The sequence below is a fragment of the Glycomyces lechevalierae genome (assembly GCF_027622945.1).
GTDB lineage: Bacteria > Actinomycetota > Actinomycetes > Mycobacteriales > Micromonosporaceae > Glycomyces > Glycomyces rutgersensis.
Map to the genome: position 1 here is coordinate 173,190 of NZ_JAPZVQ010000003.1, position 17,763 is coordinate 190,952.

Consider the following 17,763-nt stretch of genomic DNA (forward strand, 5'->3'; position numbering starts at 1 on the left):
CATGACCTCGATATCGATCGACGCGGGCACCACCGCGATCAAGGCCGTCCTCCACGGCGACGACGGCACGGAACTGGCCATCGCCCGCTCCTCCGTGGCAGTGCTCCGGCCGCAGCCGGGCTGGGCCGAGCAGGACATGGGGGAGGTGTGGGAGGCCGTCGCGACCGCCGTCCGCGACCTCGTGGACGGGCTTCCCGAACCGCCGCAACGGATCGCGCTCACCGCGCAAGGCGACGGCTGCTGGCTCGTCGACGACCGTGGCGAGCCGACCGGCCCCGGCGTGCTGTGGTCGGACGGCCGGGCGGCCGGGATCATCGAACGCTGGCGCGACGAAGGCCTGCTCGAAGACGCGTTCCGCGCCAACGGCTCCCTGTCGTTCCCCGGACTGCCGAACGCAGTGCTCGCCTGGTTCGACGAGCACGACCCCGACCGGATCGCGCGTTCCAGCGCGGCCCTCACCTGCGGCGGCTGGGTGTTCCGGTGCCTGACCGGGCTGGTCGTCGCGGACGAGTCGGACGTCTCCGTGCCGTTCCTCGACCATGAGGCGCGCGCCTACTCGCAGCAGCTCGTGGACCTGTTCGGCTTCGGAACCGCGGCCCGTTTGCTGCCCGAGATCGTGGGCGACGACCGCCGCGCCGCGACCCTGCGTCCCGAGGCCGCCGCCGAACTCGGCCTCCCCGCAGGCATTCCAGTCGTCCTGGCGCCCTACGACGTCGCCTCGACCGCGATCGGCGCGGGAGCGACCGTGGCCGGGACCGGGTGCACGATCCTCGGCACCACCCTGTGCACCGAGGTCGTGCGCGACGAGCCCGACACCTCGGGCGAACCCGCGGGCCTCTCGGTGGCGCTGGACTCGACCGGGCGGCTCCTGCGCGTGTACCCGACCCTCGCCGGGACCGAGGTGATCGACTGGGCCACAACGATGCTCGACCTCGACTCCCCGAACGCGCTGAGCGACCTCGCCGACCTCGCGGCACCGGGCGCGGGCGGCCTGGTGTTCCTGCCCTACCTCTCGCCCGCCGGCGAGCGCGCGCCGTTCCTCGACACCGCCGCGCGCGGCACGTTCTGGGGCCTCTCGCTCGAGCACGACCGAGAGCACCTCGCGAGGGCCGTGTTCGAGGGCCTGAGTCTCACCATCAAGGACTGCCTGGTCGCGTCCCGCGCCGAGGTCCGCGAACTGCGGGTCTGCGGTGGCGGCACGGGCAGCGACCTGTGGTGCCAGATGATCGCGGACGTCACCGGCGTGCCGGTGGCCCGCTCGGCGGACACCGAGGTCGGCGCGAAGGGCGCGTTCCTCTCCGGCCTCGTCGCGACGGGCGCTGAACCGGACCTGCGCACCGCGGCCGACAAGTATGTGCGCGTGGGGGACCGGTTCGAGCCCGATCCCGAAGCGGCCGAACGATACGCGAGTCTCTACGAGGAGTTCCTCGAGCTGCGGGCGATCGCCCGCGAAGGCTGGCGGCGGCAGGCGGCGCGCCGTGCGTGACCGGATCTGGATCGGCGTCGACGTCGGCACCCAGAGCGTCAGAGTCCTCGCCGTGGACGGCGAAGGCGCGGTGCTCGGGCGCGGCTCGCACCCGCTCACCGGTGTGCGCCAAGGCGACCGGCACGAGCAGGACCCGGAGGAGTGGTGGCGCGCGACCTGCGCCGCCGCGCGCGAGGCGATGCGCGGCCTCGACCCGTCCAGGATCGGCGGTCTCGCCGTGGACGCCACCTCCGGGACGATCCTCCTGGCCGATGCCGCGGGCACGCCGCTCACCCCGGGCCTCATGTACGACGACGCCCGCGCGACCGCAGAAGCCGAGCGCGTCAACGACATCGGCGCCGAGGTCTGGCAGCGCCTCGGCTACCAGCGGATGCAACCGAGCTGGGCCCTCCCGAAACTCGCCTGGCTCGACGAGCAAGGATCCATAGAGGATGGATCACGGCTCCTCCATCAAGCCGACCTCATCACCTGGCGGCTCGCCGGCCGCCGACTCGCGTCGGACGCGAGCCACGCGCTCAAGACCGGATACGACCTCCTCGCGGACGCCTGGCCCGCAACGGTCTTCGACCGGCTCGGCCTCCCCGCCGCGATCCTGCCCGAGGTCGCCCGCCCGGGCACCGTCATCGGCGAGGTCGGCCCCGAAGGCGCTGCGGCCACGGGCATCCCGGCCGGGACGCCGATCGTCGCGGGCATGACCGACGGCTGCGCGGCGCAACTCGGCGCGGGCGCGCTCGGCGACGGCTCCTGGAACTCGGTGCTGGGCACCACGCTCGTGCTCAAAGGCGTCTCCGACCACCTGATCCGCGACCCGGGCGGCGTCGTGTACTGCCACCGCGGCCCGGGTGAGACCTGGCTGCCCGGCGGCGCGTCCAGCAGCGGCGCCGGCGCGCTCAGCCGCCTACTGCCCGGCGCCGACCTCGACCTGCTCACCGCACGCGCCGCGTACCGCGATCCCGGCCCGGTCGTCTACCCCCTCGCCGCCGCACGCGGCGAGCGCTTCCCCTTCACCGCAACCGATCTCGAGCCGTTCACGATCGGCGAGACCGCCGACGACGTGGACCGCTTCCACGGGGTCCTCACCGGACTCGCGTGCGTGGAACGACTCTGCTTCGACTACCTCGACCTGCTCGGCGCGCCCACCGACGGCGCCCTGACGTTCACCGGCGGCGGGGCCGCGAACCGGTACTGGTCGCAGTTGCGCGCCGACATGCTCGGCCGCCGCGTGCTCCTGCCCGAACAGGCCGAATCGGCCGTCGGCATGGCCGTCCTGGCCGCGACCGCCACCGGACATTCCATAAAGGAGACCGCGGCCGCCATGGTCCGCATCCGCGCCGAGATCGCACCCGACAAGCGCCGGCACTCGTCACTCACCGAGCTGTACCTGCGGTTCGTCGACCACCTGCGCGACCGGCTCCCGCAGCCGCTGACCACCCACGCCTACCGGAGGGCCGAACACTGACCGACATCGTCATGGTGCGCCACGGGGAGACCGTCTGGCACGCCGAGAACCGCTACACCGGCGCGAGCGACATCCCGCTGACCGGCCGCGGCCGCGAGCAGGCGGAACGCCTGGCCGCGTGGGCGGCCACCGCCGGGCTCGCGGCCTGCTGGAGCTCCGGGCTCGCGCGTGCCGTCGAGACCCTCGCTCCCGCCGCTGCCGCCGCCGGACTCCCTCCGCACCAAGACGACCGGCTCCGCGAGATCGAGTTCGGCGAAGGCGAGGGCCTCACCGGCGCGGAGATGCGCGAGCGCTTCCCCGACCGGTACGAGGCCTTCGACCGCGACCCGGTGGGCAACCACCTGCCAGGCGGCGAAGACCCGGTCGAGGCCGTCAGACGCGCGACCGCGTGCCTCGACGAGATCGCCGCCGAGTTCGACGGCGGCCGCGTCCTCGTCGTCTGGCACTCCACCCTCATGCGGGTGGTGCTGTGCGACTGGCTCGGCATCCCGCTCTCGGAGTACCGGCGGCGCTTCCCGTTGGTGCGCAACGTGGGCCTGACGGAGGTCAGGGTCGCCGGGGGCCGCCGCTCGCTGCTGCAGTACAACACTCCCATCGACATGGCCGTGCCTGAGGAGGACCGCCGATGACCGTCCGAGTGCTCGCCGCGGGGGACAGCTTCGTCCTGCCCGCCCTGCTCGCCGAGGAACTGCGCGCCCACGTCGATGCGGACCTGCACATCACCGAACTCGCGCTCCCGTGGCCGGATGTGCCGTTCGGCCCCGTAGCCGAAGTCAAGGAGGCCTCGGGGTCCGAGGACGCGATCATCGAAGCGCTGCAAGGCGTCCGGATCTGCGTCACCCAGATGGCCCCGATCACCGAGCGGGTGCTGCGCGCCTGCCCCGACCTCGAACTCGTGGCCGTCGGCCGCGGCGGGCCCGTGAACGTCAACCTCGAAGCGGCCACCGCGCTCGGCGTGGCCGTCACGAGCACGCCGGGACGCAACGCGACCGCCACCGCCGAGCACACCATTGCCCTGATGCTGGCCGCGATGCGCCGCATCCCGCAGGTCCACGGCGACCTCGCGGGCGGCACCTGGCGCGGCGACTACTACCGGTACGACTCGGTCGGCCTCGAACTCGAAGGCCGCACGGTCGGCCTGATCGGCTACGGCGCCATCGGGAGCCGTGTCGCGCGCATCGCGAACGGCTTCGGCGCGCGGGTCGTCGTCCATGATCCCTATGTGGACCCGGCCGCCCTCGACGGGATCGCCGAGCAGGTGGACCTGCCCGACCTCCTCGCGCAGTCCCACGTCGTGTCGATGCACGCCCGGGTCACGCCCGAGACGACCGGCATGATCGGCGCGGCCGAGCTCGCCCGGATGCCGCACGGCGGCGTGCTCGTCAACTGCGCCCGAGGGTCCCTCGTGGACTATGACGCGGTTTGCGACGCGCTCGAGAGCGGGCGCCTCTTCGCCGCCGGCTTCGACGTCTACCCCGAGGAGCCGATTCCGGCCGGCTCGCGCCTGCTGCGCACCGAAGGCATCGTCATGACCCCGCACCTCGCGGGCGCCAGCCGCGAGACCGCGCACAACGCCGCGCGGATCACCGCCGAGGAGGTCGCGCGGTTCCTCAACGGGAAACCGCTGCAGCATTGCCAGAACCCGGCAGTCCTCCGCGCCTAGAAGAGCTGTCCCGCTACTGCTGTGGCGTCTCGGTCGGGCGAAGGACGAAGTGCCGTACCGGAATGGCTTGGCGCGACGCTGACGTCCTAGATCAATCCTGATGTGCGCGGCGCCAAGCGAAGACCGAGACCAGTCCACCTGCTGCGACAAGCGCGAGCCCTACGGTCGCAATGGCCATCAATGCTCTGTTGCCGGTTATGGGCATTCCCGCCCCGGAGCGGGGAGGTGCGGACGGACTGGTCGCGTCAGAGCTTCGTCCATCGGTGGTCGGCGCGTCGGTGGTCGGCCCGTCGGTGGTCGGTCCGTCCGTCGTCGGCCCGTCGGTCGTCGGCCCGTCCGTGGTCGGTCCGTCCGTGGTTGGCCCGTCCGTCGTCGGTCCATCGGTCGTCGGCCCGTCGGTGGTCGGCCCGTCGGTGGTCGGCGCGTCCGTGGTTGGTCCGTCCGTCGTCGGTCCATCGGTGGTCGGTCCGTCCGTCGTCGGTCCATCGGTCGTCGGCCCGTCGGTGGTCGGCGCGTCCGTGGTTGGCCCGTCCGTCGTCGGTCCATCGGTGGTCGGTCCGTCCGTCGTCGGTCCATCGGTCGTCGGCCCGTCGGTGGTCGGCCCGTCCGTCGTCGGTCCATCGGTGGTCGGCCCGTCCGTGGTCGGTCCGTCCGTGGTCGGCTCATCAGTGGTCGGTGGGATGTCTGGTGCGCATTCCGGTTCGGAAATGGTGTTGGTGTCAAGTGTCACCGCGGCGGTCTGTGCGAGCGCCCGCCCCTGCAGCGTTGCATTGGTGTTCATGGTGATCGACGCGGAGGCCATGATGTTCCCGAGGAAGTCGGTGCCGGTTCCCAGCGTCGCCGAGCTGCCGACCTGCCAGTAGACGTTGCAGGGCGAGGAGCCGTTGATGAAAATGATGCTGCTGTTCGATGCGGTGATGAGTGTGGATTCGATCTGGAAGATGAAAACGCCCTTGGGATCGTCCTGGAGATCGAGCGTCAGTTGACCGGTGAGCTGCGCCGCGCTTATCCGGTAGACCCCGGGCTCCAAGGTAAGTCCGCCTATTTGGTTGTCCAAGTTGATGAACGGGGTGCGCGCGGCTGCGTCATTGTAGGCGGTCGCGAGGTCCAGCTTCGCCTGTTCGGCGACCGCGTCTGCCAAGTGGATATCGCCCTCGACCACGCCAGGCGGGAAGCCCGTAGCGGCGCTTCCGGGGTGGACTCCGAGGTCCTGCTCCAGAAGGGTGTCCCCGGTATTGGTGACGGTCGAGCCTGCCAGTACCGAGAAATCGGCGGCTGTCCCCAGTCCCACCGGAGCGTCCTGGGCCTGGGCACCACCTGGGTATGACGTCATCCAGACGGCGAGAATGCCTACGGTGACTGCCGCGGCGAGTAGTGTGATGAGCCTTCGCCACCGCGAACTCCGCAGTCCTGCCGTCATTGGATGCCCCCATTTCAGCCATCCAGAATGGAGCAGTATGTCAGAACGGCGATTGCCTTAAACGACTCTCTTTCACGGTAGACAAAAGACACTCAATCACACGTTCAGCTGATGTGATGCGAATTGATGAAAGGCGAGCGCGTTTAGGCGGCCCTGTCGCTCGTGACCATCGGTTGGTGGGCGTGAACCGTCAGTCGCTCGCCGCGATCAAGGCGGCGACACCGTCGAGAATGAGCTCCAGGCCGAAGTCGAAGTCCTCTTGTGCGGTGTCCGCGCCGGTGTCCTCGAACGTGGCCGAGGCGAACAGCGCCGCCGCGTCGGGGAACCGCTCGGCCGAGATGAGCGCCGCCATGGCGCGCCCGTAGGCCTGCTCGGCCGCCGCCTGGTCCTCGCCGGTGTCGGCGCGGGCGGCCTCGAAGCCCAGCGTCAGTTGGGCGTTGCCGCTCACGTACTCGCCCACGAGCATGACGACGCCGACCTTCGCGGGCCAGTCGAGGCCCGTGCTCCGCAGTGTGCGCAGTCCGGCGTCGAACCAGCCGATCAGGTTGGGGCCCTGCGGAGGTCCCGAGACGGGCGCGGTCGCGAGCCACGGGTGCCGCACGAACATCCCGCGCTGCTCGACCGCCCACAGCCGCAGCCGCTCGCGCCACGGACCCGTACCGTCCAGTGAGGATGGCACCGGGCCGGCGACGGCGTCGCGCATGAGCGTCAGCAGCTCGTCCTTCGAGCCCACGTAGCGATAGAGGGACATCTTGGTGACCCCGAGGGATTCGGCGACCTTCGGTAGCGTCGCCGCCGCGAGGCCTTCGGCGTCCGCCAGCGCGATCGCGGCGTCCACGACCCGGCCGACGTCGAGCTTCGCGGGTCGCCCGAGGCGGGACTCCGGTGTGATCCGCCACAGTCGCGCCAGCTCATCCGGCACTTGCGTCTCGTCCATGCGCTGCGGCCACCTCCGTCCCTTCGAATCCCGGCTTGCGGGAGCATCATCGCACATGCTATTAATATCCCTAGGATAGTATCCCTAAGACACTAAATCAAACGATCGCGAAACCCCGAAGGATCGACATGACCGCTCAAGCCACGCTCGCCGAGCCGCGCATCAGCCGCGGCCCCGTGCGCCCCACCGAAAGGGCGCTCGCGCCCGACCTCGCGCGCGGCGCGATGCTCCTCTTCATCGCGCTCGCGAACGCCGCGGGCTACTTCCTCGCCAGCGCGCCGGGCGTCGAGACCGACCCGCGCGGTTTCGAGCGCTTCTACAACTTCTTCATGGTCGAGTTCATCCACGCGCGGGCGTTCCCGCTGTTCGCGATCATGTTCGGCTACGGCCTCGTGCAGCTCGCCCGCCGCCAGGCGCAGGCGGGCGCGACCCCCGGCCAGGTGCGGCGGGTGCTGTTGCGCCGCAACGCATGGCTCTTCGTCTTCGGCATCGCGCACGGCGTGCTGCTCTACTCGGGGGACTTCCTGGGCGCTTACGGGCTCATCGGCATCGCGTTCACGCTCCTGCTGCTGCAGCGCACCGACAAGGTCCACCGCTTCGCGCCCTGGTACATCGCCGTGGGCGGGCTCTACACCCTCGTCCTCGCGGGCCTGGTCGCCGCCGGTTTCCAGGCGGGGAACGCAACGATCCCCGTGTCGCCCTTCCCGTCCGTCGACGCCGGCGGCTACCTCGCTTCAGTGGGCGAACGGCTCGCCGAGTGGCCGATGCACACCGCGACGGTGCTGCCGATGATCCTCATGGTGTGGGTCGGCGCGTGGGCGGGCCGCCGCCGCTTCCTCGAGGAGCCCGAGCGGCACCTGCCGCTGCTGCGCTGGACCGCGGTCGGCGGCCTGGCCGTGGCGGTCGGCGCGGGGATGCCGATGGCGCTGCTCAGCGGCGGTTTCATCCACGTCGCGGACGACACGGCCGCCGCGATGAAGATGCTGTACGAGACCTCGGGCTTCTTCGGCGGCGTGGGTTACGCGGCGATCTTCGGCCTCCTCGCGCACGTCCTCACCCGCAAGCCCGCCGGGCTCGTCGTCACGGCCGTGAGCGCCTTGGGCCAGCGGTCGCTGAGCGGGTACCTGTTCCAGTCCGTGGCCTGGCTCGTGCTCGCGACGCCGTTCTTCCTCGGCCTGGACGACCGCGTCGGCAGCCCGCTGCTGGTCTCGCAGGTCTGCGCGGCCGCCGTGTGGGCGCTGACCGTGTGGGCCGCGTACCTGGCGCACCGCCGCGGCTACCGCGGTCCGGCCGAGACACTGCTGCGGCGACTCACCTACGGCCGCAAGCGATAAGCACGGTTCTTGCCGGGGCCTGCCGTGGCGGCGGGCCCTGGCGGAACCCGGCATAGAATCGAGCCCTACCGCCCCGTGACTCCAGGAGACAGGACCAGCCGTGCCCGAGATGATGCGCGCCGTGACCCAGACGACCCTCGGCGGGCCGGAGGTGCTGGCCCTGACCGAGGTCGAGCGGCCGGAGCCGTACTACGGCGAGATCCAGGTCCGCGTCCGCGCGGCGGGTGTCAACCCCGTCGACCCGGCCGCCCGCGAGATCGGCCTCTACATCGGACAGCCGCCGTTCATCCTCGGCTGGGACGTCTCCGGCGTCGTCGAGAAGGTGGGCATCGGCGTCACCCGCTTCAAGCCCGGCGACGAGGTCTTCGGGATGCCGAGCTTCCCGCACCAGGCCGGGACGCACGCCGAGTTCGTCACGGCCCCGAGCCGCCACTTCGCGCGCAAGCCGGAGTCGCTCTCGCACATCGAGGCGGCCGGGCTCCCGCTCTGCGGCCTCACCGCTTGGCAAGCCCTTGTGGACAATGCTGGCCTCTCGGCGGGTCAGACCGTGCTGATCCACGCCGCTGCCGGCGGCATCGGCCACCTCGCCGTCCAGATCGCCAAATCCGTTGGCGCCCATGTCATCGCCACCGCCAGTGCCGGGAAGCACGAGTTCGTGCGCGGCCTCGGCGCTGACGAGGTGATCGACTACCGGGCCGTCGACTTCGCAGACGTCGTCTCGGACGTCGACGTCGCGCTCACGACGCTCGCGGGCGACTACGCCGAGCGTTCGATCTCGGTGCTCCGCGACGGCGGCGTGCTCTGCCAGCTCTACTACTCCAAGCGCGACGCCGAGTTCCCCGAGGCGGTCGCGCGCGGCATCCGCACCGACTTCATGCTCGTCGAACCGGACCTGATCGGCCTCCAGGGCCTGGCCCGCCTCGCGGACGCGGGCGAGCTGAAAGTCCATGTCTCCGAGACGTTCCCGCTCGAGGACTTCGTGAAGGCCCACGAGGCGATGGAGCACGGCAGCGCCACCGGCAAACTCGTGATCACCGTCTGAGTCAGGCGGCGTCGCCCGCCGTGATGAGCTGGGCTTCGGCCTTCGCCGTGGCGTGCGGGCGGCCGAGGTGGCCGAGCGTGCGCCTTCCGGTGGCCAGCACCAGGATCGACACGCCGAGCGCGCCGACGCCGAACCAGTACGGCGCGCCCGCGCCCATGGCCTCGGCGATGCCGCCGGAGACGGCCGGGGCGATTGCGCCGCCGAGGAACCGCACGCCCGAGTAGGTCGACGAGGCCACGTTCCGCGGCAGGTCCGTCGCCTCCATCACGGTCTCGGTCAGGGCCGTGTTGAGCACGCCCAGGAACAGGCCCGCCGCGACGACGACCCCGATGAGCACGGGCACCGACCGGACGCCGATCGCCATGGCCGCCAAGCCGACCGCGAGCAGCACGAACATCGAGTGCAGCACCGGCATGAGCCCGAACCGCCGCGTGAGCACCGGCGCGGCGAACACCGAGGTGACGGCGAGCGCGGCGCCCCAGCCGAAGAAGACCAGGCCGAGTTCGTGCGCCCCGAAGTCGAGCCCCTTCGCCGAGGCCGCCGCTTCGAGCGGGTACGGCGTGTAGGCGAGCAGGGTGAAGAACGCGTAGTTGTAGAACAGCGCGGTGATCGCGAGCGTGCGCAGCGCCGGGTTGCGCAGGGCCGAGAGGCCCGCGCCGAACGCGACCGGCTCCGGCTTCGCGTCGGACCTGCGGAGCAGCACCGCGATCGCGATGAGCGCCACCGCCATCAATGCGGCCGTCCCGAAGAACGGCCCGCGCCAGGAGGCTTCGCCGAGCGCGCCGCCGAGGAGCGGCCCGATCGCCATGCCGATGCCCAGGGCCGCTTCGTAGAGGATCACCGCTTGGCGGCTCCCGCCACTCGCGGCGCCGACGATCGCGGCGAGCGCGGTCGAGATGAACAGCGCGTTCCCCAGGCCCCAGCCCGCACGGAAGCCGATGATCTGGTTCACCGTCTCGGAAGTGCCCGCGAGCGCCGCGAACCCGACGATGAGCGCGAGGCCCGCGAGCAGCGTGCGCTTGACGCCGAGGCGGCTCGAGATGAAGCCGCTGAAGAACATCGCGATCGCGGTGATGAGCAGGTAGCTGGTGAACAGCAGCATCGTCTGCGACGGCGAGGCTTCGAGCCCTTCGCTGATCGCGGGGAGGATCGGGTCGACGAGCCCGATCCCCATGAACGACACGGTGCACGCGAACGCGATCGCCCACACGGCGGTCGGCTGGCGCAGGATCGATGCCTTCTTGCTGACGTCGGACATGGGCGTGCTTCCTCTTGACTACTTGTACGGGGGACTACCGGTCGTTGAGCCGGTCGGCGAGGGTTTCGAGCAGCTCGGCGGCCCTGGCGAGCACGGCGAGGTCGTCCTCGCCGAGCGTCTCGATCACCGGCCGCACCCTCGCGGCGGCGCGCATCCGGAACGCGGCGAGCTCAGTGGCACCCGAATCGGTGATCCGCACGATCGACGCGCGGGCGTCCGAGGGGTCGGCACCCCGCGCGACCAGGCCGTCCTCTTCCAGCCGGTTCACGGTGGCGGTCATCGCGGGTTGCGTGATCGTCTCCCGCTTCGCCAGCTCGCCGACCCGCAGATCGCCCTCCTGCTGGAGGTTCGCGAGCACGCGCAGCGCGATGAGCGAACGCTGCTCGCCCGCGCTGCGCGAGGCGGTGCGGGCGAACCGGCTGCCCTGGGAGATCAGTCGGGCGGCCAGGAGATCGATGCCGTCAGGGCTGCGAGAAACCATAGATCAATTATATACACGTCTTATATAAATGCCCAGCGGCTTCCGCTCACACCTATGGCAGAATGCGGCGGTGCCCATCACCATCGCCCACCTCAAGGACCAGCTCGCCGCCTACCTCGACCGCTGGCCCGACGACGCCGAGTCCATCGCCCCGCTCCTCGCCCTCACCGGCCCGGACGCCTTCGACCGCGCGACCATGACCGGCCACGTCACCGCCTCGGCGATCCTCGTCAACCCCGCCGGCGAGGTCCTCCTCATCCACCACAAGACCATCGGCCGCTGGTTCCAGCCCGGCGGCCACCTCGAACCCGCCGACGACTCCCTCCCCGCGGCCGCCCTCCGCGAAGCCGTCGAAGAGACCGGCATCGAACCCGCGGCCCTCACCCTCGCCGACCCGACCCCGATCCACATCGACGTCCACCCCATCCCCGCCAACCCGCGCAAAGCCGAAGGCGCCCACTGGCACTACGACATCCGCTACCTCTTCCGCTGCGACGACCCCGAACTCCGTCCCCACCTCGAAGAAGTCCACGCTGCCGAATGGCGCCCCGCCACCGACCTCGACACCCCCGTGATCGCCGCCCGCCTCACCGCTCGAACCTGACGCGAGACAACCAAAGGCCGCCGAACGCTCGGCCCGGCGGCCTTTGACTCTCTCCTAACCCGTTCAGAGCCGCGGAGCGGTCACCGTCTGACGCGATGCCGCCGGGACGGCGCTCCAGGCCAGGCAGTTCACCGTGCCCGATCCCGGAGCGGTCATGTAGACACCGTGGTTGGTCGCTGCGACTTCAGTTCCGAATTTGCCGTTGGCATTCGCCGATGGATCGCTGATCATCGTATCGATGCCGGCAGCCGGAGCCGATACACCGGTGACATGCACCAGCCCGTCATCGTCTCCCGTGGCGAAGTTCTCATCAGGGACTCCGATCACGAGTTTCAGACGGTTGTTGTCCACGGCTATCGATGGATTGAGGTTGTAGAGCCCGACGCTCAAACCGATGTGGTCGGAGCCTTCGGCGCTGTCCCCGAGATTCGACCCTTGGGTGTAATTGGCCCCCAGCGTGAAATTGCCCGCACTGTCCATGTTGACTAGATGCACCATGCCGGCGTTGGCCACCGTGTTGTCCACTAGATCCTCCCAAGGCACCGAGATCGCGAAGGCGGTGGTGACAGACTCCACGCCGGTACCGCCAGCTCGGTAGTCGACGGCGGCGACGTCGTAACCGATCTGGTCACCGGCCTCGAGGCCGGCGGCGAGTGCGGCGTCCTCTTGGTCGATCCAGGTGGTGTCGACCGGCCAGCCTTCGGGGGAGATCTCATGAGTGAACACGAGCGTTCCGCCGGAGTCGGTCAGTTGCGCGGTGCCGCCGTCCTCGAATGGGACCCCGACGATGAACCGTGTCCGTGTGGCGGCGATCGACCAGCCAAACTGATCGCCCGCTTCCACCGCACCGGTCACTCCGGCCGTGTTCTGGTCGACCCAGGCCTTCGAGTCCCCTTGGAGGTAGACCATCGCACCGCCGTCGACCACTTCGGCGATCTCGGTGTCGCCGTCTCGGTATGCGCCGGTGGTATCCGTCTGGACGTCTTCGCCGGGGATGCCGATGATCAGCACAGGAGTGCCGTCGGTGCGGTTCGCCGCGGTCACCGAATGGCCGAATCTGTCCCCAGCCTCGTTCGCGCCCGGAATGCCGCTCGAGTTCTGCGCGAGCATCGTATCGGCGCTAGGGTCGATGCCCTCCGGCGAACCTGGAAGGAGTTGGACGTAACCGATCCCGTTCTCGCCCGGTGCACCCGCGACGATATCGGCACAGCCGTCCCGGTTCGCATCGTAGGTGGCGACCGAGAATCCGAACTGATCGTCGGCCTCCGCCGCGCCTTCGACGCCGGCGCTGTCCTGGTGCACGAGGCTCGCGGCCCCGGTCGCACCGTCCACGAAGTAGAACGCGCCGGAGTTCAGAACGCCGTTCACGTCGTAATCCGGCAGTGGCAAGACCGCGTCTCGGTAGCCGTCGCCGTTGACGTCGCCTTCGGTACCGAAGCACGTCTGCGGGTCCGCCCACATCGGTTCCGGGCCGGCGAAGTTGTCGCCCGTGGACTTGCGCGCCCACAGTGCCCCGATGGCGCCGCCGGTTCCCGCGCGGAGGAAGAACAGGTCCTCCTTGCCGTCGCCGTTGAAGTCGCCGCCAGCGAGGTCGGTGTGCACCCATGGCGTCATTTCCGAGAGGCAACCGGTGCAACGGTCCGAGTACCCATAAGCGGTGTTGGGTTCGAAGCCGGCCCGGTCAGGCTTGGTCATGGCGGCTTGGAGTCGGATGCGGTTGTCGAAGCGGTAGGTGGTGACGAGATCCGGCAGCCCGTCGGCATTCATGTCGGCGAGCGTCAACTTGTATCGCTCGGTATCCCAGTTGTTCGGCGTGTCCAATGCGTACACGGGAGAACCGAGTCCGGATTTCGAACCGTAGCGGATGTAGATGTCGGCGCTGCCGTCGGCGCCGGTGCGGATCTCAACGACGTCGCCCCACCAGTCGCCGTCGAAATCGCCGGCGGCCAGCTCGATCAAGCGAGTGTCACCAGTGCCGCTTGCCACCTGGACGGGGGCCTCGAACGACCATTTGCCAGCGGTTTTGACGAACTTCGACCGCCAGATCGAGTAGGCGCCGTTCGCATCCCCGCGCATCAGCACCAGATCGTCTGCCTGGTCGCCCGACAGGTCCTCCAACTGAAGCTGCGTCTCAGCGAGCTCCCAGTCTCCAGCGGCGCTCAGGTCGAGCCGTTCGATCGCATTGTGGCTGAACGTTCCTCCGTCCTTGGTGCAGGTGCGGTCCCTCGGTCCGCAGGCGGGCATGGCCCAGACCTCGAAGTGGTCGTCGCCGGGGACTGCAACCACGAGGTCGTCGCGCCCGTCGCCGTTGACATCGCCCGAGCGCCAGACCGCGTCGCTCACGCGCCAGTCGCGGGTCGCGTCGAAGTTGAGTGAGTCGGACTCGAACACCGGATCGACCGACCGCACCAGGTTCCCGGCGCCGTCGTTCTTCATCAAGTAAATGTCCGAGTACAGCCCGTCGGCCTCGACCACGGCAAGCGCGTCGTCGAATCCGTCGCCGTTGAAGTCGCCGGCGACCAGCTCACTGTGGGTTTCGCGGACCGTACCGTCGGCGAGGGCTTTGATCTGCTGGTCGTCGAAGACGCCGGTGTTCACGTTGAGATTGTCGATCGCGCCCGGCCAGTAATCGGCCACGGCGTCGCGGTGCAGTACCGATCCGACCCTGAGCGGACCGGTGGCCGACCAGAGCTTGAACCCGGTCTTCTGCCCGGCGGGCAGGCCGTTGACGTAGATCGAGGCGGTCCCGGTCGAGGCCTCGTATGTAACCGCAAGGTGCGTCCACTGGCCCATCTGCACAGGCGTATCGGCGTCGAGCTCGGTCCAGGTGTACCCGCTGGCGACGTCTGCGCTGGCGGCACGGAACGACCACTTGTCGCGGGCGCTGAGGTATCCGAGATAAAACCCGCCGTTGTGAGCTCCGTCTTGGCTGATCACGTTCGCGGTGGTGCCGTCGCGGTCGAGTCGCACCCAGGCGCCGACAGTGAAGTCCCCGCTGGTGGTGAGGACCGGCCCGTCTGTGGTCGCGGTCGCGTTGCTGCCGTTGAGTTGAGCGGCGGAGCCTTGGAAGCCCTCGACTAGATCGATTGCACCCGAGCCGGTCAGGTCATTGCCTCCGCCCGAAATGTCAGAGAACTTGACAGATTGAGACTCGAAGTCCCAGCTGCCTTCGGCGTGCTGACCGAGCCGCTGGATCTCGCCGATCTGGACTTCCCGGTCCCAGACCTTGACGTCGTCTACGTCACCGGCGAAATAGGTGCCCTTCTTGCCTCCCCAGAGGTCACGTCCGAGGGCGAACCCCTTCGTCGACCGCCACTCGTCGCCGAACGCCGCGGTGTTCTGGAGCTGCCCGTCGACGTAGAGCTTGAGTTTCTGGTCTGCGAATGAGAAGGCTCCCGTGACGTGGTACCAGACGCCCGCTTCGGCGGTGATGTTCGAACCTGCCGACACCGCCAGCAGGCCCGAGGCCGTCGAGTCCTGGTTCGAGGCCACCATCAGGAACTTGTGGCTCTCGCCGTCGTACTTGAGCATGAACGCCGAGTTGACGAGGCCATCCTGCGACGCGATAGTGTAGTCCACATCGGTCTGGTGAATCCTCACCCACGCGGACACGGTGTACGACGAGTTCGTCGGGATCACCGGTGCAGTGGTCGCCGCCTGGTCGTCGCCGTCGAAGGTGAGGTACCGCAGATGGTCGTCGGCGGCGTCGGCGGGAGTCCCGCCGGTCCACGTGCCGTTCGTGAGCGTCAGCGGCCAGGACGCGTCGGTGGGGTAGCCGGGGTAGTTCGTGTCCGCGGCCGTCGTGCCCTCGGTCTCATCGAGCTTCCAGTGCGCGACCGGTGACCCGTTCGGGTTGACACTGAAGGTGTACGTGGTCTTGCTCGAGACGTTCCCGTGCTGGTCGTACGCCCAGACGCTCAGGTTCTGTGTGCCGCTGACGGTCGGGTCGAGCGCGATCGTCGCCGCTGCGCCCAATGTCGAGACCGGAGCGGTGTTGTCCCCGTAGGCGTCCTGCATGCTCCAGGAGTATCCGGCGGTGTCCGCTGAGGTCGAGTCGATCGTGAACCGGCCGGTCTTGCCGACGGCTCCGTATTGCTTGCCGTCGGCCGGATAGTCAGTGGAGACGACTGTCGGTTTGACCGGAGGCGTCGTGTCGATGAGCACGGTGCAGCCGCCTGCACTCGCGCCCGTAGCACGGCTGTCTTTGGCGGCCACCGTGGCCGTGTACGTCTGGCCCGTCACGTCGGACGCCTTCACGGTCCAGGTGGCCCTCGACGCGTCGGCGCCGGAAGAGTTCCAGGCCTTCGTGGTTCCCGAGACCTGGTCCTTCCAACTCAGGACGCCGTCCATGTTGTCGCCCTCGTCGTCGGAGAGCTTCGCGGTCACGGTCCACGAGGTGCCCGCGCCGAGTTTCACGGTCTTCCCTGGGGCGCAGGACTGCCCGTCGATCGTGAACGAGCCGGGCTTGTTCGGAGCGGTGTTGTACTTGACGCTCAGGTAGAAGCCGGTGTGGCCGTCGCCGACCTTCTCAGGTCCGAAGCGGCGGAAGCTCGGGCACTGGTCGCCGCAGGACTCCGACGAGGATCTCAGGCCGAACTGGATCTTCCTGTCGCTGGAGTTCGCGACGTCCTGGACGTAGTCCGTAACGTCCGTCCACAGTTGACGCGGTGCGCCGCAGCCGGAGGCGATGCCCTCGTCGCGGGACGCGATCTTGGCGCCCCAGCTGCCCTGGTCGTTCCAGGTCCAGTTCTTCAGGTTTCCCGCGTCGAGCTCGTGGAGGTCGGCGGTGGCCGAGATCCCGTCGCACGAGCGCATCCACGAGTACGTCATGGTCATGCGCAGGTTCGCGTCGATGATGTCCTTGCCGCGGAACTTCGACGTGTTGAACTCGAACGCCAGACGCCAGGTCTGCTCCATCGAGCCGTCGGCCTTGTGCGCACGGCCGAGGCGCGCGGTCCCGTTGGGGTCCCGCTCGAACGATCCGCCGTTGTAGTAGCTGCGGTTGCGGTACGACGAGTAGTCCGAGACCATCGCCCACGCGCTCGAATCGAGCTTCACGACCTCCGGGTCGATCCGGATCGGGTAGACCGCCGCCGGATCCGCGAGCATGGCCGGGTCGGGGGCGAGGGTGAGCACGCCGTCGGCGAACGCCGCCCCGACAGTCGCGCTCATCGAATAGGTCGAGGGGGACCAGCCGTCGCTGACGGCGTCGCCGACCCCTTCGTCGGGGACGGTCGAGTCCCACATCAGGGGCGTCGGACCGCCGAAGACCACATTGCCCTCGTAGTCGCTGATCTCAAGTGCCCCAGTGGTTCCCACCGCGGCCGTGAAGCCGTCGAGCACGAGTCCGAGCTCGATGCTCGCCACTTCCGCGGAGGCGGCGGCCTCGGGGGTCTTCACCTCGAAGACCTTCGCGAAGCCGGTGTTCGTCGCGCGCACCTTCAGGTCCACGCCGGGGAGGACCTCGGCGTACACCGCGGTGTCACCGGTGACCGTCGGCACCGGGAGCGCCTCGTGCCAGGTGTAGGTCACGGTGCGGCCGTGGACGTCAGTGATGGTGACCAGGTCGCTGGTTCCGCCGGCGGACAGTTCGATGCCGAGGTCGGAGTTCGCCGGCACGTAGGCGCCCGCCCCCGAGTCGACGAGCGTGTTGTCGATCTCGGCCCAGGTGCCGTCGTCGGTCTGCGCCTGGTACGGCTCCAGCGCGATCTCTTCGACGAACGTCCCGTCAGGGGCGGCGAACACCTCTGACGAAGCGCTTGCGAGCGAGTCGATCTCGACGTTCGCGCCGGTCGCGGCGGCTTCGGTGACGGCGTCCGAGATCTCGGTGTCGGTCCCGGTCTCCGATGAGTCCGACCCGGGGGGAACGCCTTCCGCGGGGGTCTCCTGCGCGAGCACAGGCGGCGGGGTGATGAAGGCCGACAACGCAGCTGCGCCCGCGGCCAAGGCCGTCAGGCGCAGCGCGATCGGTCTGCGGGGTATGGATCGCAAGGGGGGCTCCCTATTCGATTGGTTCGGGGTCGCCGGGGCCCGGTGCGAGCACGCGGCTGCGGAGAGTATGCCAGGGACAGTTGTCAGA

The 17,763-nt window shown here is 69.3% G+C and carries 12 protein-coding genes; 7 read left to right on the forward strand and 5 right to left on the reverse strand.

Annotated elements, in window-relative coordinates:
• The first annotated feature begins 1 nt into the window (after position 1).
• Genes O2L01_RS07175 through O2L01_RS07190 form a run of 4 tightly spaced genes read left to right on the forward strand, consistent with a single transcriptional unit; the run spans position 2 to position 4,608 of the window.
• Entirely contained in the window at positions 2-1,486 is a 1,485-nt protein-coding gene (locus O2L01_RS07175; protein WP_270121235.1) for an FGGY-family carbohydrate kinase, read from the forward strand.
• Complete coding sequence (locus O2L01_RS07180) at positions 1,479-2,945, forward strand: FGGY-family carbohydrate kinase (RefSeq protein ID WP_270121236.1); 1,467 nt, start codon at positions 1,479-1,481, stop codon at positions 2,943-2,945. Before O2L01_RS07175 ends, O2L01_RS07180 begins: the two co-directional genes overlap by 8 nt.
• 11 nt (positions 2,946-2,956) lie before the next feature.
• Positions 2,957-3,574, forward strand: a complete 618-nt coding sequence (locus O2L01_RS07185; RefSeq protein ID WP_270121237.1) for a histidine phosphatase family protein — start codon at positions 2,957-2,959, stop codon at positions 3,572-3,574.
• Positions 3,571-4,608, forward strand: a complete 1,038-nt coding sequence (locus O2L01_RS07190; RefSeq protein WP_270121238.1) for a 2-hydroxyacid dehydrogenase — start codon at positions 3,571-3,573, stop codon at positions 4,606-4,608. The genes O2L01_RS07185 and O2L01_RS07190 overlap by 4 nt, the downstream gene beginning before the upstream one ends.
• 91 nt (positions 4,609-4,699) lie before the next feature.
• Here O2L01_RS07190 and O2L01_RS07195 read toward each other — a convergent pair whose 3' ends face one another.
• Positions 4,700-5,899, reverse strand: coding sequence for an ice-binding family protein (locus tag O2L01_RS07195; RefSeq protein ID WP_270121239.1), 1,200 nt, complete (start codon positions 5,897-5,899; stop codon positions 4,700-4,702).
• A 319-nt stretch (positions 5,900-6,218) separates the two neighbouring features.
• A complete protein-coding gene (locus tag O2L01_RS07200) occupies positions 6,219-6,965 on the reverse strand; it encodes a TetR/AcrR family transcriptional regulator (protein WP_270121240.1) in 747 nt (248 codons plus the stop codon).
• Positions 6,966-7,093: 128 nt separating this feature from the next.
• Here O2L01_RS07200 and O2L01_RS07205 point away from each other — a divergent pair, with 128 nt between their 5' ends.
• Both O2L01_RS07205 and O2L01_RS07210 read left to right on the forward strand, forming a co-directional pair.
• Positions 7,094-8,299, forward strand: a complete 1,206-nt coding sequence (locus O2L01_RS07205) for a DUF418 domain-containing protein (protein ID WP_270121241.1) — start codon at positions 7,094-7,096, stop codon at positions 8,297-8,299.
• A 112-nt stretch (positions 8,300-8,411) separates the two neighbouring features.
• On the forward strand, positions 8,412-9,341 hold the full coding sequence (locus O2L01_RS07210; RefSeq protein ID WP_270121537.1) for an NADP-dependent oxidoreductase: 930 nt from the start codon (positions 8,412-8,414) through the stop codon (positions 9,339-9,341).
• A gap of 1 nt (position 9,342) precedes the next feature.
• On the opposite strand, the gene O2L01_RS07215 is transcribed toward O2L01_RS07210, so the two are convergent.
• Together O2L01_RS07215 and O2L01_RS07220 are read right to left on the reverse strand one after the other, a co-directional pair.
• Entirely contained in the window at positions 9,343-10,599 is a 1,257-nt protein-coding gene (locus O2L01_RS07215; RefSeq protein ID WP_270121242.1) for an MFS transporter, read from the reverse strand.
• A 34-nt stretch (positions 10,600-10,633) separates the two neighbouring features.
• Positions 10,634-11,080, reverse strand: coding sequence for a MarR family winged helix-turn-helix transcriptional regulator (locus O2L01_RS07220; protein ID WP_270121243.1), 447 nt, complete (start codon positions 11,078-11,080; stop codon positions 10,634-10,636).
• Between the two features lie 70 nt (positions 11,081-11,150).
• Between O2L01_RS07220 and O2L01_RS07225 the strand changes: the two genes are divergently transcribed.
• Entirely contained in the window at positions 11,151-11,684 is a 534-nt protein-coding gene (locus O2L01_RS07225; RefSeq protein ID WP_270121244.1) for an NUDIX hydrolase, read from the forward strand.
• Between the two features lie 63 nt (positions 11,685-11,747).
• On the opposite strand, the gene O2L01_RS07230 is transcribed toward O2L01_RS07225, so the two are convergent.
• A complete protein-coding gene (locus O2L01_RS07230; protein ID WP_270121245.1) occupies positions 11,748-17,675 on the reverse strand; it encodes a LamG-like jellyroll fold domain-containing protein in 5,928 nt (1,975 codons plus the stop codon).
• Positions 17,676-17,763 lie beyond the last annotated feature (88 nt).

Coding starts and splice junctions, on each gene's coding strand:
- O2L01_RS07220 (WP_270121243.1), bottom strand. CDS start 11,080: ATGGTTTCTCGCAGCCCTGACGGCATCGATCTCCTGGCCGCCCGACTG.
- O2L01_RS07200 (WP_270121240.1), bottom strand. CDS start 6,965: ATGGACGAGACGCAAGTGCCGGATGAGCTGGCGCGACTGTGGCGGATC.
- O2L01_RS07205 (WP_270121241.1), top strand. CDS start 7,094: ATGACCGCTCAAGCCACGCTCGCCGAGCCGCGCATCAGCCGCGGCCCC.
- O2L01_RS07215 (WP_270121242.1), bottom strand. CDS start 10,599: ATGTCCGACGTCAGCAAGAAGGCATCGATCCTGCGCCAGCCGACCGCC.
- O2L01_RS07185 (WP_270121237.1), top strand. CDS start 2,957: ATGGTGCGCCACGGGGAGACCGTCTGGCACGCCGAGAACCGCTACACC.
- O2L01_RS07190 (WP_270121238.1), top strand. CDS start 3,571: ATGACCGTCCGAGTGCTCGCCGCGGGGGACAGCTTCGTCCTGCCCGCC.
- O2L01_RS07210 (WP_270121537.1), top strand. CDS start 8,412: ATGCGCGCCGTGACCCAGACGACCCTCGGCGGGCCGGAGGTGCTGGCC.
- O2L01_RS07175 (WP_270121235.1), top strand. CDS start 2: ATGACCTCGATATCGATCGACGCGGGCACCACCGCGATCAAGGCCGTC.